General features: G+C 41.5%; 21 protein-coding genes. 10 read left to right on the forward strand and 11 right to left on the reverse strand.

Annotation, left to right across the window (positions count from 1 at the left end):
- Nucleotides 1-23 precede the first annotated feature (23 nt).
- A complete protein-coding gene (locus FLK61_RS03765) occupies nucleotides 24-1706 on the forward strand; it encodes a sensor domain-containing diguanylate cyclase (RefSeq protein ID WP_176008197.1) in 1683 nt (560 codons plus the stop codon).
- 37 nt (nucleotides 1707-1743) lie between these two features.
- Here FLK61_RS03765 and FLK61_RS03770 read toward each other — a convergent pair whose 3' ends face one another.
- On the reverse strand, nucleotides 1744-2163 hold the full coding sequence (locus FLK61_RS03770) for a universal stress protein (RefSeq protein ID WP_176008198.1): 420 nt from the start codon (nucleotides 2161-2163) through the stop codon (nucleotides 1744-1746).
- 14 nt (nucleotides 2164-2177) lie between these two features.
- Complete coding sequence (locus tag FLK61_RS03775) at nucleotides 2178-3641, reverse strand: SulP family inorganic anion transporter (protein ID WP_176008199.1); 1464 nt, start codon at nucleotides 3639-3641, stop codon at nucleotides 2178-2180.
- A gap of 302 nt (nucleotides 3642-3943) precedes the next feature.
- Here FLK61_RS03775 and FLK61_RS03780 point away from each other — a divergent pair, with 302 nt between their 5' ends.
- From FLK61_RS03780 to FLK61_RS03800, 5 genes are all read left to right on the forward strand, one after another.
- Entirely contained in the window at nucleotides 3944-4735 is a 792-nt protein-coding gene (locus FLK61_RS03780) for an HAD family hydrolase (RefSeq protein ID WP_176008200.1), read from the forward strand.
- A gap of 141 nt (nucleotides 4736-4876) precedes the next feature.
- The gene (gene nagA / locus FLK61_RS03785) at nucleotides 4877-6031 is read left to right on the forward strand and encodes an N-acetylglucosamine-6-phosphate deacetylase (RefSeq protein ID WP_176008201.1); all 1155 of its coding nucleotides are present in this window, start codon (nucleotides 4877-4879) and stop codon (nucleotides 6029-6031) included.
- Complete coding sequence (nagB, locus tag FLK61_RS03790) at nucleotides 6028-6744, forward strand: glucosamine-6-phosphate deaminase (protein ID WP_176008202.1); 717 nt, start codon at nucleotides 6028-6030, stop codon at nucleotides 6742-6744. Before nagA ends, nagB begins: the two co-directional genes overlap by 4 nt.
- Nucleotides 6745-6825: 81 nt before the next feature.
- A complete protein-coding gene (locus FLK61_RS03795; protein WP_176008203.1) occupies nucleotides 6826-7296 on the forward strand; it encodes a hypothetical protein in 471 nt (156 codons plus the stop codon).
- A gap of 207 nt (nucleotides 7297-7503) precedes the next feature.
- On the forward strand, nucleotides 7504-7701 hold the full coding sequence (locus FLK61_RS03800) for a cold shock domain-containing protein (RefSeq protein ID WP_176008204.1): 198 nt from the start codon (nucleotides 7504-7506) through the stop codon (nucleotides 7699-7701).
- A gap of 111 nt (nucleotides 7702-7812) precedes the next feature.
- Here the strand turns inward: FLK61_RS03800 and FLK61_RS03805 are convergent, their stop codons facing one another.
- From FLK61_RS03805 to FLK61_RS03820, 4 genes are read right to left on the reverse strand one after another with little or no spacing between them, the layout of a single operon-like run.
- The gene (locus FLK61_RS03805) at nucleotides 7813-8262 is read right to left on the reverse strand and encodes an ATP-binding protein (RefSeq protein ID WP_176008205.1); all 450 of its coding nucleotides are present in this window, start codon (nucleotides 8260-8262) and stop codon (nucleotides 7813-7815) included.
- A 40-nt stretch (nucleotides 8263-8302) separates the two neighbouring features.
- Nucleotides 8303-9709, reverse strand: a complete 1407-nt coding sequence (locus FLK61_RS03810; protein WP_176008206.1) for a PP2C family protein-serine/threonine phosphatase — start codon at nucleotides 9707-9709, stop codon at nucleotides 8303-8305.
- Between the two features lie 8 nt (nucleotides 9710-9717).
- The gene (locus tag FLK61_RS03815) at nucleotides 9718-10023 is read right to left on the reverse strand and encodes an STAS domain-containing protein (protein ID WP_176008207.1); all 306 of its coding nucleotides are present in this window, start codon (nucleotides 10021-10023) and stop codon (nucleotides 9718-9720) included.
- The gene (locus FLK61_RS03820) at nucleotides 10020-11396 is read right to left on the reverse strand and encodes a methyl-accepting chemotaxis protein (protein WP_176008208.1); all 1377 of its coding nucleotides are present in this window, start codon (nucleotides 11394-11396) and stop codon (nucleotides 10020-10022) included. The genes FLK61_RS03815 and FLK61_RS03820 overlap by 4 nt, the downstream gene beginning before the upstream one ends.
- A gap of 238 nt (nucleotides 11397-11634) precedes the next feature.
- Between FLK61_RS03820 and FLK61_RS03825 the strand changes: the two genes are divergently transcribed.
- Both FLK61_RS03825 and FLK61_RS03830 read left to right on the forward strand, forming a co-directional pair.
- Nucleotides 11635-12624 carry a LacI family DNA-binding transcriptional regulator gene (locus FLK61_RS03825; protein ID WP_176008209.1) on the forward strand — a complete coding sequence of 330 codons (990 nt, stop codon included), beginning with the start codon at nucleotides 11635-11637 and terminating at the stop codon, nucleotides 12622-12624.
- Nucleotides 12625-12727: 103 nt separating this feature from the next.
- Nucleotides 12728-14131 carry a sucrose-specific PTS transporter subunit IIBC gene (locus tag FLK61_RS03830; RefSeq protein ID WP_176008210.1) on the forward strand — a complete coding sequence of 468 codons (1404 nt, stop codon included), beginning with the start codon at nucleotides 12728-12730 and terminating at the stop codon, nucleotides 14129-14131.
- A 353-nt stretch (nucleotides 14132-14484) separates the two neighbouring features.
- Here the strand turns inward: FLK61_RS03830 and FLK61_RS03835 are convergent, their stop codons facing one another.
- On the reverse strand, nucleotides 14485-15264 hold the full coding sequence (locus FLK61_RS03835; RefSeq protein ID WP_176008211.1) for a TerC family protein: 780 nt from the start codon (nucleotides 15262-15264) through the stop codon (nucleotides 14485-14487).
- A gap of 207 nt (nucleotides 15265-15471) precedes the next feature.
- Nucleotides 15472-17319, reverse strand: coding sequence for a BCCT family transporter (locus tag FLK61_RS03840; protein ID WP_176008212.1), 1848 nt, complete (start codon nucleotides 17317-17319; stop codon nucleotides 15472-15474).
- 269 nt (nucleotides 17320-17588) lie between these two features.
- On the opposite strand from FLK61_RS03840, the gene csaA reads away from it, so the two are divergent.
- Nucleotides 17589-17921 carry a chaperone CsaA gene (gene csaA, locus FLK61_RS03845; protein WP_176011127.1) on the forward strand — a complete coding sequence of 111 codons (333 nt, stop codon included), beginning with the start codon at nucleotides 17589-17591 and terminating at the stop codon, nucleotides 17919-17921.
- A gap of 454 nt (nucleotides 17922-18375) precedes the next feature.
- Here csaA and FLK61_RS03850 read toward each other — a convergent pair whose 3' ends face one another.
- On the reverse strand, nucleotides 18376-19227 hold the full coding sequence (locus FLK61_RS03850) for a hypothetical protein (RefSeq protein WP_176008213.1): 852 nt from the start codon (nucleotides 19225-19227) through the stop codon (nucleotides 18376-18378).
- A gap of 137 nt (nucleotides 19228-19364) precedes the next feature.
- Between FLK61_RS03850 and FLK61_RS03855 the strand changes: the two genes are divergently transcribed.
- On the forward strand, nucleotides 19365-19964 hold the full coding sequence (locus FLK61_RS03855) for a hypothetical protein (RefSeq protein ID WP_176008214.1): 600 nt from the start codon (nucleotides 19365-19367) through the stop codon (nucleotides 19962-19964).
- 248 nt (nucleotides 19965-20212) lie between these two features.
- Here the strand turns inward: FLK61_RS03855 and FLK61_RS03860 are convergent, their stop codons facing one another.
- Nucleotides 20213-20776, reverse strand: a complete 564-nt coding sequence (locus FLK61_RS03860; protein WP_249777675.1) for a flavin reductase family protein — start codon at nucleotides 20774-20776, stop codon at nucleotides 20213-20215.
- 62 nt (nucleotides 20777-20838) lie between these two features.
- Complete coding sequence (locus FLK61_RS03865; RefSeq protein WP_176008215.1) at nucleotides 20839-21606, reverse strand: GerMN domain-containing protein; 768 nt, start codon at nucleotides 21604-21606, stop codon at nucleotides 20839-20841.
- Nucleotides 21607-21769: the final 163 nt, after the last annotated feature.

The following is a 21769-nucleotide window of genomic DNA, read 5'->3' on the forward strand; positions in this document are numbered from 1 at the left end:
TTGCATACATCGGGGGAGTTCAGATGACATGGAGACAATGGAGGCTCTCTAAACAGTTATTGTTTTGGCTTATGCTCTTAACATTAATCCCATTACTACTACTAGGATGGTTAATTACGTATCAGCTAAACGTTACAGAGCAGGCATTAATAGATAAAAAAGCAAACGAAATGACAACACTTCTTTTAGCGGACTCTATATATTTTGAACGATTTATAACAAATAGGTTTAGGGAGCTTGAATTCATGGCTTCAATCGATAGTTTCACGGAAAGTAATATAGACGGCATGAATGAATTGTTGACAAATAAAGCAGACATTGGGGATAACTATGATTCTCTTTATTTTGTTGATACAACAGGTACAGGGGTTGTTGGTGTCATATCATCAAATGAACGTGCTGCTATACTTTCTTCGGAGGAAGCAAATGATTTTTTAGCAGTAGACAGAGAGTGGTTTATACGTTCGTTAAATGGTTCTCCTGCTATCTCAGATCCGCTCCAATCACGAGCAACAGGAAATAGAATTATTGCATTATCGGTGCCAATAGTTAATAGTTCGGAAGTAATTGGGGTTTTAAGAGGGGCTATCCTAATTGATCGATTAATTGAGCGCGTAGGGATTTCAGACGAACAGGGTCAAACCGAAATGTATTTAGTTGATTCAAATGGCATCGTTATGACAGAGACTTTACGCAAAGCCCCTGGTGATAGAGTGGAACCCGAGATTCTGCAATTGCTTCAAGATCCTAACGGAACGGCTGAGTACGAAGATAGCCATGGTAGAGAGGTGATTGGAGCTTTTCAACAGCTGGAATTATTGGATTGGACGGTCATTATTGAGGAGCCAATCGAAGAGGCGTTCGTTACAGCCTCAGCTCTACGTAATCAGTTCTATTTGTTCGTAAGTATTCTTGTAGCAGTCACAATTATCATCATTAGTATTGTAGCAACTTATTTGTCTAAAACATTAACTACCCCTGTCACATCCATGTTAGAGGATGTCAAGCAAGCAGCTAATGGAGAATGGAAGGACGATAAGCCTATTGAGGGAGCAAATCCATCTTCAAAAAACGAGATTCATCAATTGGCGCATTATTTCACTATGATGAAAAAACAACTGTATGTGTCAAGTAGTGAACTCAGACGAGCAAATTCAAAGCTTGAAAAACTATCCTATATGGACGGTTTAACAAACATTTCAAACAGGCGTTATTTTGATAAAAGACTCTCAGAGGTTTATTTACAGGCAACAACTGATAATTACCCATTAAGCTTATTATTAATTGATATCGACTGTTTTAAAAAATACAACGATACGTATGGACACGTTTCTGGTGATGCCTGTTTGCGAGCTGTTGCACAAGCGTTGGAAAAAGCGACCCCGGAAGGTGCAGTGGTGGCAAGGTATGGGGGAGAAGAATTCGCTATTATTCTACCGGCCTACTCTCATGCTGATTCTAAACCTATAGGCGAAGCGATTGTACGATCGATGACGGAAGTGGATATAGAGCACAGTTCTTCTACAGTAGCAGATCACGTGACTGTTAGTTTAGGTGGTTACACAGCTACCTCGTTTATGGAGGCAAACTCTATAGAAGATCTACTGAATCACGCTGATAGTGCTTTATATGCTGCGAAAGAATTGGGGAGAAATCAAGCTGTTTTTTATGAAGAAGGGGAACAAAAAAGACCGATGGCGAGATAATAAAAAAAGCGATGGAGCTTTGCTCCACCGCTTTTTACTATTTAACCAGTAAAACTGGTGCTTTTACATGCTTCATGACTTTATGACTGACACTGCCAAGCACCAACGTTTGCAAGGCATTTAATCCACGACTTCCAATAACTACGGCATCGAATTCGCCGCTATTGGCAAAATCAATAATCGATTCTGCGACATGATCTTTACCGTGTAAAATAGTTGTGTGATAGGTAATTCGTTTCGTCTTCATCATATCTTCAAATGGAGCTAGGAGCTGTTTGCGCTTATACGAAGCGGCATCTCCATAATGGAGAATATCCTCTCTAGATTTCTTCCCATCTACTACATATAAGATTTCTATTCGAGAATGGAGCTGTAACTTCGCAAGCTCGATCGCTTTTTTTGTAGCTCTTACACTATTTTTAGAGCCGTCGATCGCTAATAGTAGGCGATTAAACATAGTCTCTCCCCTTATTAGTGTCCGGAGGCCTTACTAAGTCCTCCGACACGCTTCATCAAATCAGAGCTCTCTTCATTTGATCCGTAAAGCTCGACCTTGATTCCGCGTTGCTCAAACTTAGACTCGATCTTATCGATAGCGCTTGCGGCTGAATCATCCCATAAGTGAGAGTGAGTCAAATCAAGAATGACCTTTTTTGTGTCAGCTTGAAAATCGATCTTATCTAAGAAATCCGTTGTTGAGACGAAGAATAATTGACCATGTATTTCATACGTAAGCGTCTTTGTCTTCTCATCGAAGTGTTCCTTTACCTTCACCTTTGATACTTTAGCAGCGAAGAAAATCGCACTTAAGATAACGCCTGTAAATACCCCAATGGCAAGATTATGAGTGTATAAAACTGTTGCAACTGTTACAACCATAACAATGGCATCGGTACGTGGAAAGCGATTAATATGACGAACAGAGCCCCAATCAAATGTACTAATCGATACCATAATCATGACTCCGGCAAGAGCGGCCATAGGGATTTGAATGACAATGTTGCCTAGTACAACGATGAGAATCATTAATACAACTCCAGCTACAAGCGCAGACAGTCGACCGCGACCGCCTGATTTAACATTGATAACCGATTGGCCAATCATCGCGCAACCAGCCATACCGCCGAAGCAGCCAGCTACGATATTCGCAATACCCTGTCCGCGACTCTCCTTATTCTTCTCAGAAGGAGTATCGGTCATGTCATCTACAATAGATGCAGTGAGCAAAGACTCTAAAAGACCAACAATAGCTAAAGCTAATGAATAAGGAAAGATAATCGCTAACGTCTCAAAGTTAAGTGGGATGTTAGGTAGCGCAAACATAGGTAATGTCTGCGTTAATGCACCCATATCTCCTACAGTTCGCACGCCAATATTCATCGTTAATACGATGGCTGTTACGACAACAATCGCAACGAGCGTAGATGGAATTGCTTTAAAAAATCTCGGCAAAATATAGATGATGGCAAGAGTTAAAGCAACTAACCCATACATCACCCATGTCTCATCTACAAAGTGCTGTAGCTGAGCCATAAAGATTAAAATAGCAAGTGCATTCACAAATCCAATCATCACAGAGCGTGGGACAAACTTCATGTATCTAGCGAGCTTAAAGATTCCAAAAAGTATTTGGATGATACCTGTTAAGATAGTAGCTGCGAGTAAATACTCGATACCGTGATCTGCTACTAAGGTAACCATAAGCAACGCCATCGCTCCAGTTGCTGCTGAGATCATTCCAGGACGTCCTCCTACAAATGCGATCACGACAGCGATACAGAACGAAGCATAAAGCCCTACCATTGGATCTACTCCAGCGATAATAGAAAATGCGATTGCTTCTGGGATTAATGCTAACGCAACGACTATTCCGGCAAGTACGTCACCTCTCACATTCCCAAACCATTCATTTTTCAGTTTTTCTACGTAATTCAATGTTGCACCTCTTTCTATTTTTTATGTTCTTTGGGTCCTCCCGTGGAGGTCCCGGTCCGATCAGAACAAAGGTATTGTATCACTTTATGTGAAAATGTCAAACTAGATGATAGCGTAATCATCATGTAAATACGTTAATTATCTATGGAATAAGACAATATTCTAGCTATGTTGATTAACTAAACCTTATTATTTACATACACTTAACAATCGTCATAACATTCTAACTCTATCTCCATACTACATTCATAGTCTTGGCATAGAATAGATAATGTGGAAGGCTATACTGGTAAGGAGGATGGATGATGAACATTAAAGCAGTGTTTATTGATATGGATGGTACGCTTTTGACAAAAGATAATCAAATATCCGAGGCAAATAAATGTGCAATTGACCGCCTGCGAGCAAGAGGCGTAAACGTATTTTTAGCAACAGGTCGGCATTTAGATATTACGCTTCCTTATCATCAGGAGCTTGAACTTAAAACGCCAATGATTTGTTTAAATGGTGCAGCGGTTTATGATTGGTTTTCTTTGGACCCACTCTTTTTACGAACAATGGCAGTAAAGCCCCAGCTACACGAAGCATTACTTATGTGCAATCAACGCAATATGATGATTCATGCGGAGGATGGACTCTACTGTGCGACTAATGACAGCATTGTTAAAGAGTGGACGCGGGAAAGTCAACGTGAGCCGAGATTTGTTGGTAATTTAAAAAATGTGAGTCCTGAAAAAGTATTAAAGTACAGCATTCGTTCCGATTCTTATATTACGTTGGATCCGGCTTTATACGGGCAGGACTGTGAATTCATACGTTGGGATGATGGCTTTGAGTTGGTTCGTAAAAATGTATCGAAGTGGTCAGCAATTGAGTACCTCTTAAATAAGTACGGCATTAAACGTGCAGAAGCAATGGCATTCGGAGACGGACCAAATGATGTAGAAATGCTAAAGCAGTGCGGTACAGGAGTTGCTATGGGTAACGCAAATAACGTACTAAAATCAGTAGCAGATTTCGTCACATTAGATCATGAAAAAGATGGTCTCTCATTCTTTTTGGAGAAAAACATTTTACAGACCGTTACGGCATAATTGCAAGCGATTAGATAGAAGAGCCTGTTTACTAAGGGCTCTTTTTTATTTGCACACTATTTTCTGTCCAGATAAAGAAGAGTATGATAAAATTAATTAAACTAGTGGTCTAGACAACCTGATATCTTATGGAGGGATTTGATGATGAGACAGTTTCACAACGTAACGATTGGAGAGACTGGAGAGAGGGATCCAATTATTGCGATTAAGGGCGGTAAGTTTACCGATACTGCCGATAATCACTCAGAGATAGAGCATCTCACGTTTAATGAGCCATGCTATCTGTTGCCTGGCTTTATAGATGTGCACATTCATGGGATAGCAAATGCTGACGTGATGGATGGTACAGAGGAAGCACTTGATACTATGCAACGTGCGCTTGTAAAAGAAGGCACCACAAGCTTTTTGCCAACAACATTGACGGGTGATTTTGGCAATTTATTGCATATAGGAGGATTAATTCAGAATAAAATGGGACAGCACGAAAGTGGTGCTACGATTCTTGGTGCTCATGTGGAGGGGCCATTTATCCATCCAAATAAGCGGGGTGCTCAGCCTCTTGAGCATATTTTAAAGATGAATAAAAACCATATAGACGATCTTTTAGCTGCCTATGGAGATGCATTACGAATCATCACACTAGCTCCAGAGCTTGATCACGATGAACAGATAAAACGGCTTGCAAATGAAGGAGTTACTGTCTCCATTGGTCATACAGAAGCTACATATGAGGAGACCTCTGCAAGTATTGTAGCCGGAGCAAGTCACATCACTCATCTGTACAACGCTATGACCGGGTTTCATCATAGAGAGGTGGGAGTGGTTGGTGCAGCATTTTTACGGCCCGAGTTAACGGTTGAACTCATCGCAGATGGCTATCATGCTTCGAAGGAAGCCGTTCAACTCTGCTTTCAAACAATTGGAGCAGATCGACTCCTTCTCATAACAGACTCGATGAGAGCGAAAGGGATGGGCGACGGCGCTTTTGACTTAGGAGGTCAAGAGGTGACGGTCCTAGGATCGGAAGCGCGTCTATCAAATGATGTATTAGCCGGTAGCGTATTAAAGATGAACGAGGCGGCTGCTCTTATGAGAGAAGTAACGTCGTGTAGTCTGGCAGAACTAGTGAAAATGACCTCAACAAACCAGGCTAAAAAGCTTGGGATAGGTGATCGTAAAGGTAGCATAGCTCTTGGCTTTGATGCTGATTTTATTATCGTCAATGAGAGGTTTGACATCATGCAAACGTACGTGAATGGAAAGCTCGTTTTTGATAAGAAGGAGAATGCAGAATGAGAATTATTCATGCAACTGACTATGACGACATGAGTAAACGCGCAGCGAGTTATATCCTGGAGCGCTTTAAGGATATTCATACGATTGGGCTTGCAACAGGAGGCACACCAAAGGGACTATACGAACAGCTCATCCCTTTCCTCCAAAAACAGGATCTGACGAATATGCACACGGTCAATTTAGATGAGTACGTAGGCCTTGCGCCAGAGCACCCGAATAGCTATCGGCAGGTGATGAACAAGCTTCTCTTTAATGAGGTGGATATTCCGTTAGCTAATACGCATTTACCTAATGGCGTTGCTTCTGATTTAGAAGAAGAATGTAAAAGGTACGAGGCGCTCATACACTTTTTAGGCGTCGACCTTCAAATTCTCGGGATCGGCGAGAATGGACATATCGGTTTTAATGAGCCAGGCGTCGACAAAAATAGTAAAACGCATATTGTTAAGCTAACGGAGGAAACGAGAGAGGCGAATTCTCGTTACTTTAAGCAGAGAGAGGATGTTCCAACCCATGCGATTACAATGGGAATACAAACGATCCTTGCAAGTAAAGAAATTGTTCTATTAGCATCAGGTGAACATAAAGCTCAGGCTATCTATGATATGGTTCATTTAGAACCGAATCCAACGTGCCCGGCATCCTTTTTAAAGCATCATAAGAACGTCACTATTATTGTAGATACTAAAGCCAGTGTGAAACTCACAGGGTAAAAAGGGAAATATCCCCTTGAAGTAATCCCCACGAGAAGCGTAAAATGGAAGTTGAATGTTAGTTGAAAAAGGGGAATTACGATGAAAATTTTTGGGGTTATGTTTACACTTTTATCTGTGATCACGTTTCGTAGCTGCGGGGATGCAGGTCCGCATGAGGATGTTAGGTTTACTGTCGAACCGATTTATGCGGAGGGAACCCTTTATGTTACACCTGTCCTGACTTATCGAGGGGAAGAGGATTTGCTATTCCAATACGAGGACGACATTGCTTGGGTAACGTCTATTACCAACGCAAATGACGAAGAGTTGTATGTTAGAGCGGAAGACGAGACAGAAGATCAAGCCGATGCATTATCTGCTGAAGTACGCTTAGCGGAAGACGAAGAAGCAAGAGGGGAAACGATACAAGTAGAAGTAGACCCTGGGCAACTTGAGATTTATATAGAAGCAGCTTATTCGGTGACGCGTGAGGAAGGTCAGGCAGATGAGAGAACGCAGGATCATTACCATGAAATTAGGCAATTAATCGATGTGCAAGCCTCTGAATAGAAAAAATGTGAAAGCGTTTAACATGCTGGTGTATAGCCGTATTTTAGCAAAAAATAGAGAAAAATGCTGTTTACAGCTTGCTCCCAATTCTGCAATGTGTTAGTATAATAGACGTAATAATTTGAATTCGGTAACAGTTTTCGGCCTCGTAATAAGCAAGGCATGAAAGGGTTTACAGTTTTCAAAGATTCTAAGGAGGCCGTTCATATGACAGGCAAAGTAAAATGGTTTAATGCTGAAAAAGGTTTTGGATTCATCGAGCGTGAAGATGGAGACGACGTATTCGTACACTTCTCTGCTATTCAGTCAGAAGGATTCAAAACACTAGAAGAAGGTCAAGACGTTGAATTCGAAATCGTTGAAGGCAACCGCGGACCACAAGCAGCGAACGTAACTGCTCTATAATTGTCTGCGATGTCGTAGATATAGGAAGCAGGAAAGAAAAAAACACTTGATCAGGCTATGCCTCGATCAAGTGTTTTTTTATTAAAACAGCCTCGATTACTTTACTTCGCATCACGTATTTTCTCCCCCTACTACTGAACGATGCTTCTTTTTAATTAAAATCACATCGTTGCCATAGCTGTTGTACAGGAGATAGTCTGTTGCGGCTTCCATAATGAGTAAGCCTCTTCCTGACTCTTCAAATAATGTTTTCTTTAGATAACGCTCCCGATTTTCGCGAATCTCTTTGATTCGATCATTACCTTCAAAACCAGGACCAAGCCCCTTCACACGAGCGAGCATACGATGGTTGAAGCAACGGAGCTTCACGCGAGTAGCGCCACCTGTAATTCCAAGTCTCATTGCTTGCTCAACACTATTCATTATAGCTTCACTTACTGCGACATCAAACAAATCCATACTTGAATGAAGGTAATTAGAGATAAACTCTCGTATCTCCTTCATCTTTAGTTCATAGTCTAAAATCGAATGGCTAATATCTACGATGTAAATACGATTCATGGTGGGAACACTCACTTTCCTCTCAACTCCTACCTTTTGACTATTTAATAAATATGGAAACGGCAGTGGCATCATCTTCGTGACTGATGTGTGCTAAGGTCTTAAGGTGCTGATAGACGGCATGATAGGAGCCTTTTGTTTGTAAAATACCTGCATCGATAGAGTCAAAAAGACCGTCTGTAACAAGGTGTAGATGATCACCACTGTTAAAACATATCTCATTTTCCTCAAACGGAATATTTGGAAATAGTCCTAAGAAAGAGCCTGGTGTTTTTACTTTTTTAATAATGCCTTTATGAGAATAGACGAAGTGATTTATACCAGCAGAAGTATAGCTACCAACTCCAGTATGCACATCTAATTCGACGATGATCGCCGCGGCAAAGTAATCGCTTGTCAGGATTTCCACGCTTTTCGTATTGATCTTTTGTAGTTTGGCTGATAAAGAAATAGGTTCCTTACCGACCTGCTCTACTAATAACTGCATAGCGGATGTTTGGATGGCTGCAGGGACTCCATGTCCCATCACGTCTAGCAAGTAGATAAATAATCGTTTGCCATTATCAAGCCATAAATAACCAAGGCCATCTCCGCTCACATAATTTGCAGCTTCATAAATCGTTTTTATCGTTACTTGCTTATTGGCAACAGGAGCAGGCAAAAAGCTTTTTTGCACCTCTCCTGCTACGATAAGCTCCTGCTGTAGGTCCAGTTCTTTAGAGATATCTTTACCGACTAAGATAAAGGTTTGGGAGGAGGGGCGATACGTCAGTCTCCAAATATGTGGAGTGAAGAGCTTGTCTGTTATCATATTCCCTCTAAACTGTAGTTCGAGCTTTGATTTGCCCTCTTCCATTAATCTTTGTAGCTTTTCTTCTGGAATGTTGTTGAAAAGCGTTGCTACTTGCTTACCTGGTTTTATGGAAATTCGCGTAGCTGCTTTGTCTCTCAGTTGTTTATTCCACTTTATTAATCGACCGGATCTATCCATGACAATAATGACATCCTGAAGCGTATCAAGCATTTGTTGCTGTTGATTTAGGTGCTGTTTAATTGCTTCCATACCACTATCAGAGTGATCGAACATTGTGGCCAATGTATGAATCAAATCCTCTACTAAAGGGTTCTCCGCCAATAAACGCTCTTGTGTGTTTTGGGTAAAGAGAACGAAATAAGCATGGAAGATTGTTGAAGGAAGCAGCTTATTACACGATAGATGTTCACTAAAAAGACTCGATGAAGGACGGTTATTTATTGTCGAACCTTTATGCTCCTCATATAGGAAGCTAACGTATCCATCTACTGCTTCGAGTGTGAGACCAACCTTCTTTATACGTAGTGATGTAGAAGCAATTCGCAACATTCTCTCTAATACAGGCTTTTCTTTAAGTAAGAATACATGTAGCGATTTTGATGTAAGTAGTAGTTCGGAAGGTACGTTTATCATAAGCTTATCTACTCACCCATCTGGAAGACATGGTGAAGCCTTGTTAACGTAAAAATCTCTTTCACGGAACCGCGTGCATTTAAAATACGTACCTCGCCATTATTTTGGGTAGCTCGTTTATGTATTGCGACGAGAACACCTAATCCAGCACTATCGATAAACGTCACTTCACTAAAATCGAAATGGAAATTTGCTTTTCCTTCCTCTACATATGGAAGGAGTTTTTCGCGTAATAAGGAAGCATCACTTACGTAAACTTCTCCGTGCAACTTCACATGCACGTCATTATGTATTAATTTTATTTCCTTGATCATGCTGATGCCTCCTTTTCTGAATGAAAGATGTCTACTACTTCTGTCAAGTTCGTTGCCATTCGGCTCATTTCTTCCACATTTGCTGTAATACCTTCAAGCGTTGAATTAGTTTCGTTAGCAGACTCATAAACTTCAATCGCACTCTTTTCTGTACTTTCTACGAATGTTGCTAAAAGGTCAATAAGGGAAACGATTTTCTCTGATGTAGCTACCTCTTCTGTTGTGACACTCTTAATTTCATTCATATCTGTTGCAGTGTCTTCAACCGCTGCAAAGATACGCTCTAACGCTTCACTCGTTTTTGTTACTTCTGCCTCACCGTGAATAACCGATTGTTCATTACGATCAATCGCTGTTACCGTTTGAGACGTTGTATTTGTTATCTCATTTATGATAGTTGTTACATTATCTGCTTCTTTTGATGTTTGCTCAGCAAGTTTTCGTACTTCATCGGCAACTACTGCAAAGCCTTTTCCAGCTTCGCCAGCTCGTGCTGCCTCGATAGCTGCGTTTAAAGCTAAAAGATTCGTTTGTTCAGATATTTGGGTAATCGTATCGACAATGGAGTGAATTTGTTTTGAATAAGCTTCCAGTGATTCAACTTTTGCTTTTGTTGCAGCTGATTCACGCTTAATATTAGCCATCTGTTCGTGAACGTCGTTTAATCTATTTCTTCCCGCCTCTGATGCTTCGATCGTGATTGCCGTATTTTTTTCTGCGGCCGTAGCTTTATCTTTTGCAATCTGAATTAAGGACGATAGCTCTAATAATGCTTGAGAAACCTCTTCTATGGCATTATTCCCATGGGAAGCTTGCATTTTGAGTGTCTCCGCGCTACTTTTTACTTCGTAAGAGGCGGCACTGATCTCTTCTACGGCAGCGGCGTTTTGTTCGCTTGATTCTGCAACCTCCATGGCGGAGTTTCGAACGGAAGTAATCACTTCTAGCATAGAAGCATTTAAGCCGTTAACAGTTGTAGCAAGCTGACCTAACTCATCCTTGGATGGTGCCGGGATTTGTTTGGATAAATCGATTCGTTCTCCATGTATGTCATGAAGCGTTCGATTCATTGCTTGAATAGGCCTAAGCACAACGTATCGTAGGCTAACCAATAAAAATGTGATCATAATGAACAAGTTCACGATAATCGTAAAGTAAGTTCGTAACAAACTATAAACCTGCGTACCTAACACCTCTAATACTCCTGATGAAAAAATTAACGTTTGGATATACGCGATAGGGGCACCCATTACTAAACTAAAGACAGTTGCAGCAATAATTGCTAGAATTAATTTCTTGCGGATGGTCGTTTTAAGCTGATTTTTCAACATGTTTTTGCGCAAACTAGTGTCTGCTTCCATAGCTAGGTTCATGTCTTTTTCCTCCTAAATGTTAGTTTGGGTATATCCAGAGAATAATGTTAGTTAGGCAAATAGATACATTTAGACTCTTAGGTCTAAAGATACACTATAAAGGAGAATAAAGCCACTTATATTTAAGAATTTTGGCAAAATATCGTTCGACATAACTATAATTACTTAGGGAAGCTAAAAGACTTGTGAGGGAAAGTTCCGAGGTGTTAGAATTTTAAATTAGAAGTGAGGTGAGGAAATGGTAACAATTAATGATATCGCCAAACGAGCTGGAGTCTCACGAACGACTGTATCTCGAGTTATAAACAATTCAGGATATGTGAGTGAAGCGTCAAAAAGACGAATCATGACAGCTATTGAGGAGACCGGATACGTACCAAGCGAGCAAGCCAAATCTCTTCGACTAAAACGCACGAAGGTAATTGGTGTCATTTTACCTAAAATTAGCACCGAAACATCCAGTCGCGTTGTAGATGGAATAAATAGCGAATTAAATAGCAACGGCTATCAAATACTATTAGCAAGCTCTGATTTATCGATGGAAAGAGAGATCGAGCATCTAAAGCTGCTTCAAAGCAGACGTGTAGATGGAATAATCCTAGTAGCAACGAATAGAGAACAGCCACTTTTAAACGCTATTCATCAAGCGGAGGTCCCTGTTGTCGTACTAGGACAGGATATTAAAGGAAACTCATCAGTGTTGTACGATGATTACCATGCAGCAAAGGCAGTTATGAACGCGATTTTTGCCAAAGGACATAAAAAAATTGGGTTTATCGGTGTACATGAACAGGACCAGGCTGTCGGCGTCGAACGTAAACAAGCTTACCTAGATGCGATGGCTGAAAGTGGGGTAACGATTGAGGAGGGATGGATGCAAGAGGCGATTTTCGATATCGACTCTGGTGCAACAGCTACTAAACAAATGATGCAGTCTTTAGTTAAGCCAACCGCCATTTTTGCAGTAACCGATCGTCTAGCAATCGGTGCGATGCAATACTTACAAGCAAATGGCTTGAAGATTCCTGAAGATATTGCCATTATAGGAATAGGGGCATCAGATTTATCTAAATATGTGACTCCTTCCTTATCAACTGTGGATTATTTCCATGAAGAGGCGGGTATACTGTCAGCGAGGCTTTTACTAAACAACCTCCAAAATGGTGAAAAAAAAGTCGAAAAATCTCTTATGAGGTATAGACTTATTGAACGAAATAGTTTAGTATAGTCATGGAATCGATTACATAAGCGATTTATTCTTTTTAAATCTTTGTGGAATCGATTACACAACGCTGTTATTTTTTATAAAATTTATATAGGAGGGTTCTATCATGTCAGATGAAAACCGCCGCATAGCGGAAGAACTGATTGAAGCCATAGGTGGAAAAGAAAACATTGATACTGCCGCTCACTGTGCGACACGTCTTCGCCTTATGGTAAAAGACAAGGAAAAGATCGATCAAGAGAAGGTAGAGGAGATTGACAAGGTTAAGGGAGCGTTTTATAACTCCGGTCAGTACCAAGTCATCTTTGGAACTGGTACAGTAAACCGAATTCACGAGCAAGTTATCGGTCTAGGTGTATCAGAATCGTCAAAAGGTGAGCAAAAAGAAGAAGTAAAGCAACAAGGCAACAAGTTCCAGCGCTTATTGCGTACATTCGGTGACATTTTCGTTCCGATCATTCCAGTACTCGTAGCAACTGGTCTTTTCATGGGGTTCCGTGGACTCGTTACACAACCGGAAATCCTGGCCCTTTTTGGATTAACACCTGATTCTATTTCTGATAACTTCCTATTATATACAAACGTATTAACGGATACGGCATTTGCTTTCTTACCAGCGCTCATAGCCTGGTCGACCTTCCGCGTATTTGGAGGTAGTCCGGTTATCGGTATTGTGCTCGGACTTATGCTCGTTAACCCTGCGCTTCCAAATGCGTATGACGTAGGTTCTGGCGATGCTGAACCTCTTCGATTCTTAGAATTCATTCCAGTAGTAGGCTATCAAGGATCCGTAATCCCAGCCTTCATCGCAGGTTTCTTAGGGGCTAAGCTCGAAAAATGGTTGAGAAACCGTATTCCAGAAGCATTGGATCTTATCTTAACACCGTTCTTAACGTTACTTATTATGATCACAGCAGCACTTTTCGTACTTGGTCCAATTTTCTCAGCAGTAGAAGCAGGAATCATGGCAGGAGCAAGCTTCGTTCTTGAGCTACCATTTGGTTTAAGTGGTCTAATTATTGGGGGACTTCACCAAGTAATCGTTATTACAGGGGTTCACCACTTATTCAACTTATTTGAAATCAGGCTTCTTGCAGACAATGGCTTAAACCCATTTAACGCATTAATCACAGCTGGTATCGCAGCGCAGGGTGGTGCAGCACTTGCAGTTGGTCTTAAGACAAAATCTGCAAAGCTAAAAGCACTTGCTTTACCATCATCTTTATCTGCATTCTTAGGTATTACTGAGCCCGCTATCTTTGGTGTAAACTTACGCTACGGGAAGCCATTCTTAATGGGGCTTGCAGGTGGTGCTGCAGGTGGTTTCTTCGCAGCTTTATTCAACCTAGAAGCTACTGGTATGGCGATTACGGTAATTCCAGGAATACTCCTTTACATTGGGGAACTGAACACATTGTTGCTATACGGTATTACAAACATTATTGCAATCGGTGTAGCATTCGCCTTAACATGGGCATTCGGATACTCTGACAAGCAACTAAATAACTAATCGATCGACATGATCCCGCTACGGAGCTAGCGGGATTTTTTTGTGTTTTTGAGGAAAGGGGGTGTGGTGGACTAAGCGAAGTGGACGGAGGTGCATACGAAAGTATAAGGAACAAACGAGGTACGAGGAGACTCAAACCATGTGTCAGTAGGTTCAAACCGTGTGTCAGTAGGCTCAAACAAAGGTGAAGGAGGAACAAACAAGGTGGACGGAGGTGCATACGAAAGTAGGAGGAACAAACAAGGTAGACGGAGGCACAAACAGAAGTTAAAGGTACAAATACGGCACAATTCCCTGCTGCACCAAAAAACGTGAATCCCCATCTAGGAGATCCACGTTTCATTAACCTTCTATTAAAGCTTTTTTACTTGTGGTTTTACTTCAACCCTTTTTCCTCTCGACCAAGGGAAGCTGTCCCAGAAGAACCCTCCTATGAATACGGTCAACAGGACTCCCCAGAAAAGGGCTTTCCATAAAAGACTGTGTGGAAAGTGGTAATCTAGGACTCCGATCGCAGGATGTGCGAGTGTGTAAACGAGAAGCTTTACACCAACCCAGCCTACGATCAGATACGATACGTGCTCAAGCTGTGGTCGCTTCTCTAATAAGCGAATGAACCAGTGAGCGGCGAAGCGCATCATTGTAATTCCGGCAAGACCGGCAATAAAGATAACAGCGAAGTGGCCACCGTCCATGCCTCCAACTGTTGGTAATCCTGAAGCAGGTAATACAACGGCAAGAGCAACAGCTGCTAAGATAGAGTCTACTGCAAAAGCAATATCCGCGAGCTCTACCTTAAAGACGGTTTTCCAAAATCCGTCCGTACTTGGGCGAAGGCGATGCTGTACTTGCTTACGAACAAAGTGATTAATACATAGGAAGAGGAGATACGCGGCCCCAATGGCCTGCACTTGCCATACGTCTACAAGAAACGAGATCATAAACAGAGAAGCAAAGCGAAAGACAAATGCTCCGAACAGTCCATAAAACAACGCTTTCTTACGTTTTTCCTCCGGTAAATGCTTGACCATCATCGCGAGCACGAGCGCATTGTCTGCGGCGAGTAGTCCTTCGAGAGCGATTAAAACGAGTAGTGTCCAACCGTATTCCATCAATAATGCCACCATTTCCATTACCCCTTTTAGTCAATTTGAGGTAAAAGAAAAAGACCTTTACCTCAGCGGTAAAGGTCTTGCCGGCAGCAATTTGCTGTCCGAATGAACCGAGGGAGGTTTTCCCTGTAATGACGACTCATTCGATTATGGCTACTCCCCTTTAGTTGTTACGAGTAGTATAAGGAAAATCGTGGCAAACGTCAATCATATTTTTTACGTTCCATATTATTTATCTTCTTTACGAGATGGATCCACATTCTTCTCTTCTTCCGAAGAAGAGAAGTCTTCTCGTAGATCTTCATATATTTTCTCTTTAAACTCTTCGTACACTTCTTCTTTAATATCGTCGTATACCTCATCTTTTACTTGTTCATATACTTCTTCTTTGACCTCTTCCTTGATCTCTTGCTTCACTTCTTTATAAACGTCTTCTTTCATATCATCATAAACATCGTCGCGGAAGTCTTCTTTGAAGTCATCGTATACATTATCTTTCATGCCGCCGTATACTTCTTTTTTAACACGACGACGCTCTCTAAATTTCGTTCTTATACCATCTGCTTTTAAATCCTTTGTCATCATCACAATGAGCGACGCAAGCATGACGACCATGACCAAGGCAAACGGCAAGGCGGCTATGATAGAGGCAGTTTGCAAGCCGTCGAGTCCACCACTAATTAATAGAACAGATGCTGTACCAGCAATTAAGAAGCCCCAAACAACTTTTACCCAAAGCTTAGGATCTAAACTACCGTTACTTGTCATGGCACCTAGTACGTAAGACGCCGAGTCTGCTGATGTGATAAAGAAAATGAGGATCAATAACACAGCTAGCATACTCATAACGGTGCTAAGAGGTAGCTGGCTTAACGTGGCGAACAAGGCAAGTTCTACCTCTCCACCATCACCAACAACCATATCACCGATCGTTTCATTACCGCTTAAAATCATATTTAGAGCAGTTCCACCAAAAGCAGTGAACCATACTGCAGCTAAGATAGAAGGGACGATAAGTACGCCTGCTACAAACTCACGAATCGTACGTCCGCGAGAAATACGAGCGATAAATATCCCCATAAATGGTGCCCAGGAAATGTGCCATGCCCAGAAGAAGATCGTATTGTTGCCTAACCATTCTCCATCGCCAAAGGGATTTAAATCTAAACTCATCGTTGTCACGTTTGATATGTAGCCACCAATTGTTGTGACAAAGCTTTGTGCGATAAATAGCGTAGGGCCAGTAATGATAACAAACAATAAAAGGATTCCAGCGACACTTAAATTAATATTACTTAATATCTTAATTCCTTTATTTACGCCCGTTGCGGCGGAAAAGATGAATAAAATAGTCACAATGATGATAATCGTAAACTGAGTCATGGATGTATTTTGAATAGGCTCAAACAAATAAGAGAGCCCGCCTGAAATTTGCAAGGCGCTAAGTCCAAATGTTGTGGCAACACCCGTAGCAGTAGCAAGTACGGCTAAAACATCAATCGCTTTACCAAATGGTCCATATGCTTTATCTCCAATTAAGGGATGGAAAGCAGAACTAATAAGTGCAGGTTGTCCTTTGCGGAACTGTACATAAGCAAGCGTTAATGCTACTAACGAGAAGATAGCCCAAGGATGCAGCGCCCAGTGAAATACACCGTAGCGAAGCCCGGCAGTGGCTAACTCTCCCTCTGATGCTCCTACAAAATCTGGATGTGGATCATAAAAATAAAGTACTGGTTCGGCTACACCCCAAAAGATAAAGCCTACTCCGATCCCGGCAGAAAATAGCATACCGAGCCAAGTGAAAAAGTTGTACTCCGGTCTCTCGTCTGGCTTCCCAAGTCGAAGCTTTCCATAAGGACTGATTGCTAAAAAGAGTACAAATAAAATGAATAGTGCAGTTGAAAGCATGTAGAACCAACCGAAGTTATCAAGCGTAAACGCTAACCCCGCGCTTGATGCATTCTCCAGTGAACCCGGACCAAAGAAGCCCCATAAAACAAACAATAGAACAATTGGTGCTGCAATGAAAAATACAATGCTTGGCTTTTTTGTTTCATACGAATAATTGGCCATAGTATGTTGTTGTACCTAACAGATCAAATTTGTTAGGTAATCCCCCTTCCATATCTAGAAATTGAAACCACTTTGCTTTCCATACCCACATTTTCACACGATATAAACGGCTAAATATGTTTAGTTGGGTCCATTAACTACATTTAAGTAGCAAATTCATTGCTATGACAGAAAAGAGAAGGCTTACACAAGTTTCTAAAAAAGATTATTTGTAAAATAGTGCGAATTGCGAGACAATATGAGGGATTATTTTAAGGGAGGTAAGAATGGTGGCAACGTTTGAAGATTTTTTGAAGTTGGATGTAAGGGTAGGCACAATCATAGAGGCAAGCGAGCTTGAGAAGGCACGAGTCCCAGCATATAAGCTAAAAATTAATTTTGGGGATGAGATAGGTGTGAAACAGTCCAGCGCACAAATTACAAAGCGCTACGACGCGGCCAATCTGCCTGGGCGTCAAGTCATTGCCATAGTGAACTTTCCACCTCGGAGAGTAGCAGGTTTTAAATCAGAGGTCTTAGTCTTAGGTGGGATGCCAGGCGAAGGTGACGTGGTCTTGTTGAATATAGATGAGCCTATAGCTAACGGGACAAAAATCGGATAGATTGTTTAAAGTGCCGCGCTTAGTAGAGATTTTGCTAAGGCGGTTTTTTCTGGTTGGGGGTGAGAGGGGTTAGGATGAAAGTTACTTTTTTATACTTCGGTGGGTAGAAGTCCATAACTCCGGAAGACGGCACATAAAATCGAAATGGGGAACATAACTTCAGGATAAGGAACATAACTCTAAAATAAAGTCCATAATCTATGTACAAAACCCAATACACACCTAAATCTAATGAAAAAACCGACAAATTTAACCTCAACCAGCACGAGCAAACCTGACATATTTAAGATACAGTGGCAATTCGCGCATAAAGCAACTCCAGGCGCGCTTTTAATCAATCATGTAAGTCCAACATGCCAGAATGGGGCAAAAATACTATAACAACCAACTGCAATCAGTAACTTAAAAAACAAAAAAAGCCAAAGCCCACTTATCCAAGGGCCTTGGCTTTTACCTATGAACCTATCGGAGTTACCGTAAACTCTACTGAATCTACGAGCTCGTCGTCAATCAAGATGTCTAATCGGTAATCTGCTACAGGGGTAGTTGGATCTGCTGTATCGATGAGCTGTAAAGAGACGCTCTCCTGCGTAAAGAATCCATATGTCATACTACTGTACTCGACAAACTCCCCATTTTCCTCCACATATAAATTAGCGGTAAAGGATCGTGAGTTAACAGGCTCTCCTATATAGAGCAGATTGATGCGCGCGCTATATTTTGCGAATGAGTCGCGATTCGCCTCCACGGCTGTTTGAGGAAAAGGCAGATTATCATCGTACACGTAGACGCCATCAGGTACCGGTTGATCAATTATTGTAGCAGCTGTTAAGGCGGATGGGAATAGAATAACGGTACCTAACATTAGGGGTATCAGCGCCCCAGTCACCACGGAGCGACCGCTCTTCATAAAGAGTGGGGGAACAGTGGTGCCGCTGCTTTTTGCATGTATGATTCGTTTAACGTGTGCTGCGTAGCGAGCGTTGGCCAAAAAGCCGAATCCAGTATGTAGAAGTAGCACGAGTACAGGTAAAAAAACAAATCGTAAGATGGTGTCACCAAGTCCGATAAATAAATACGCATCACTAATGATAAAGATGCCGATAAAAATCATATAGAGTGTACTCAACATGTAAAGCTGTCTTGCAGCGGACCAAAAGGGTGCTAATAAAAATGCGCTCCAGTTAAAGCCTGCATAGCGAGTTGGGGTCTTTGCTTTTTGCCATTTTGTCTTATAGTACTCTATATTAGTTTGCACAATTGTTGAAAGTTCGTCATGAAAGGCGAAACTAACTTGTTTGGTCAACGAGACCAACTCCTTTTAGTTAAACAAGATTTGCACTACTAAGATGCTTTCATAAGTGTATCACGATTTAGCGAATAGGTCGTTGCGCACATTTTGACTAATTTTTGATAAAATGAATCCAAAGGAGGAGGAATGGAATGAAAATATGGCATGTTTTTACGATCGTACTTGTCCTTCTCGTAGGATGTAGTCAAAACGAGGAGACTGCAGAGGTAGAATTTCCTTATTCATACATACATGAGACGTTTAGCTATGACCAATTTTATTATCCTGATAGCTGGGAAGTTGTGGCGATTAGTTCGTCGGTGCCACTTATTTATCGAGACGGGAACGACCCTGATGCGTTCGAGTACTCGAATACCCCGACAAACTATCGACTAACGTTTGGAGAAGAAGCACCAGAGAATGAGGTTGTGGAAGAAGCATTAGAAGAGTTTAATGTACAGCAAGCAAGGGGTGGCAGCGGGTTACGCCAACTTTATTATCACTCTTATTTTGCTCACTATGCGGACCTTACTATCAGTCAAAATGGATTTCATACGTTGCTTATGGAATATGATGCCGCAATGGAGTGGGAGGTAGAAAATAGAACGGTTATCGTACTTCAAGAAGGGAATGAGTGGGCGGCTAATTGGACTTCTGGTGGCGTGTACTACGATTTAATTGTTAGAGGAGAGGCACTTATCGAATCCGAGGAACAGTTCAGGGGATTGCTTGAGCAAATAATTGGTGCGTAGGTCAATGGCTTCGAATTGGATCATAATATAGCTTCGATAGTATAGAGTGCGATCAATAACGAACATTGTGCGATCAATAGCAGGCATCGTGCAATCAATAACAGCACCAGTCCGACCAATAACAGTAGCACTACTCAAAAAGAGAATTAAAACGAAATGTGAGAAATAACGTACTATCCTACTAAAAGAGGCCAGGACAGTTCAATCACTTCTGTACCAGCCTCATCAGAGGATCTAACTCCTACATTTTAGCGATGCTTTTCTTGTGTAACATCTACAATTGTTGATGTTTGATCAGCGTGCAAGTATTTAGATCGACCGAGATACAAAGGCAACGTCACTTTTGTAAAGTCAGGCAATCCGTCCTTCGTAAAGAGTTCTTGATTTCGATAAAAAGCGTCCATAGAAGCAACGAACCAATCATGATCTCCATATCGATTCACATCTATCGTAGAGCATTCGTATGCTACATAAGCATCGGTTAATATTGGAGCGCCATTTTCTCCTAGATTATACGCTAAGCCAATTCGATCGAGCTTTGCCCCGTCGGAGCCTGTCCATACGCCAGCCTGTTGAATCGCTTCAGCGTGAGCAGCTGGTAAGAAGTTAATAGCAAACTTGCCTTCCTGCTTGACTAAATGGTGCGTGTAGCGTTCTTCAGCAATCGCGACACCGTATATTGGTGGGGTATAGGATATGTAAGAGTGCCAGCCGGCAGCCATGATATTTGTTTCTCCTTTATGAGCAACTGTTACGATGGCAACGAGGCCGGGATAGCTGTGCATAACGGTGTTTTGTGACTTAGTAAGCAATGGTATCTCTCCCTTATAATCGAAATAAAGGCCACCCAAAACGGGTAGCCCTTCTAACGGTTTTATTGATAGACAGGATAATCTTCAGGATTTCCAGCTTGGATTGGTGTAGATAGATCTAAGTGGCCTAAAAACTCCCCAATTTCATCGCCTTCGATTAAAAGCATTGTTTCAGTAGCGCCGAATTGTTGCATCATCATCGCGATTTGTTCTGTTAGCATTGCTTCTCCACTAGAACCGAGATTAGCATTTTCGACCTCAGACGATAAAGAAACGTAAGCCGTTGAGCCGTCAATCTCCACTGACTCTACGCTCGCTCCTTCAGGTAGTAAACCAAATAGTCCTTCTTGAGATGGACCAGCTTCCCATAGAGCCATTGCTTCCATAGCACCAGTTTCGTCCATAGATACTAACTGATCTGTTTCTACTCGATATGTTTCTAAGAGTTGATCATCAGAAAAGTATAAGTATACGTTTTGTACGTCAATCGCTTCTTCGTTTGCTTCTGTATCATTTGACACCGCTTCTTCTTCCTCTTCATTATTCACGGCTTCGTTATCAATTGTCGCTGTTTCTTCATTAACAGGTTCTTCGTTAACGTCATTCCCTGCTTCTTCCTCATTATTTACGACTGGCTCCTCCGCATCTGTTGCATTGTTTGCCGATCCGTCGTTGTTCTCCACAACGTTATTCTCTGAGACATTGTTCTCTGTCTCTACGTTACTTACCTCTGCATTTGTGTTTGTGTCGACTGGCGTTGTATCTTCGCCTTGTCCACATGCAGCTAATACGGCTACAGCACTTAAGAGTGCGAATCCTACTTTTTTCATATGTGTATCCCTTCCTTCGTTTAAATTATCAGCATTCTACCCTTTTAGACGTGTCTTTTCCTAAAAGGTTACAGCCTGTATTAGTATATCGACAACTTTTGCTTCGTTCAACCTGCTACCTACGCATGTATATATACCTAGATATCCATTTGTGGGAGAAAAA

The sequence above is a fragment of the Paenalkalicoccus suaedae genome, assembly GCF_006965545.2.
GTDB lineage: Bacteria > Bacillota > Bacilli > Bacillales > Salisediminibacteriaceae > Paenalkalicoccus > Paenalkalicoccus suaedae.

Coding starts and splice junctions, on each gene's coding strand:
- FLK61_RS03815 (WP_176008207.1), bottom strand. CDS start 10,023: ATGATCAAGGAAATAAAATTAATACATAATGACGTGCATGTGAAGTTG.
- FLK61_RS03825 (WP_176008209.1), top strand. CDS start 11,635: ATGGTAACAATTAATGATATCGCCAAACGAGCTGGAGTCTCACGAACG.
- FLK61_RS03840 (WP_176008212.1), bottom strand. CDS start 17,319: ATGGCCAATTATTCGTATGAAACAAAAAAGCCAAGCATTGTATTTTTC.
- FLK61_RS03835 (WP_176008211.1), bottom strand. CDS start 15,264: ATGGAAATGGTGGCATTATTGATGGAATACGGTTGGACACTACTCGTT.
- FLK61_RS03770 (WP_176008198.1), bottom strand. CDS start 2,163: ATGTTTAATCGCCTACTATTAGCGATCGACGGCTCTAAAAATAGTGTA.
- FLK61_RS03805 (WP_176008205.1), bottom strand. CDS start 8,262: ATGAATCGTATTTACATCGTAGATATTAGCCATTCGATTTTAGACTAT.
- FLK61_RS03800 (WP_176008204.1), top strand. CDS start 7,504: ATGACAGGCAAAGTAAAATGGTTTAATGCTGAAAAAGGTTTTGGATTC.
- nagB (WP_176008202.1), top strand. CDS start 6,028: ATGAGAATTATTCATGCAACTGACTATGACGACATGAGTAAACGCGCA.
- FLK61_RS03765 (WP_176008197.1), top strand. CDS start 24: ATGACATGGAGACAATGGAGGCTCTCTAAACAGTTATTGTTTTGGCTT.
- FLK61_RS03830 (WP_176008210.1), top strand. CDS start 12,728: ATGTCAGATGAAAACCGCCGCATAGCGGAAGAACTGATTGAAGCCATA.
- FLK61_RS03855 (WP_176008214.1), top strand. CDS start 19,365: ATGAAAATATGGCATGTTTTTACGATCGTACTTGTCCTTCTCGTAGGA.
- FLK61_RS03810 (WP_176008206.1), bottom strand. CDS start 9,709: ATGATAAACGTACCTTCCGAACTACTACTTACATCAAAATCGCTACAT.
- FLK61_RS03780 (WP_176008200.1), top strand. CDS start 3,944: ATGATGAACATTAAAGCAGTGTTTATTGATATGGATGGTACGCTTTTG.
- FLK61_RS03795 (WP_176008203.1), top strand. CDS start 6,826: ATGAAAATTTTTGGGGTTATGTTTACACTTTTATCTGTGATCACGTTT.
- FLK61_RS03865 (WP_176008215.1), bottom strand. CDS start 21,606: ATGAAAAAAGTAGGATTCGCACTCTTAAGTGCTGTAGCCGTATTAGCT.
- nagA (WP_176008201.1), top strand. CDS start 4,877: ATGATGAGACAGTTTCACAACGTAACGATTGGAGAGACTGGAGAGAGG.
- FLK61_RS03820 (WP_176008208.1), bottom strand. CDS start 11,396: ATGAACCTAGCTATGGAAGCAGACACTAGTTTGCGCAAAAACATGTTG.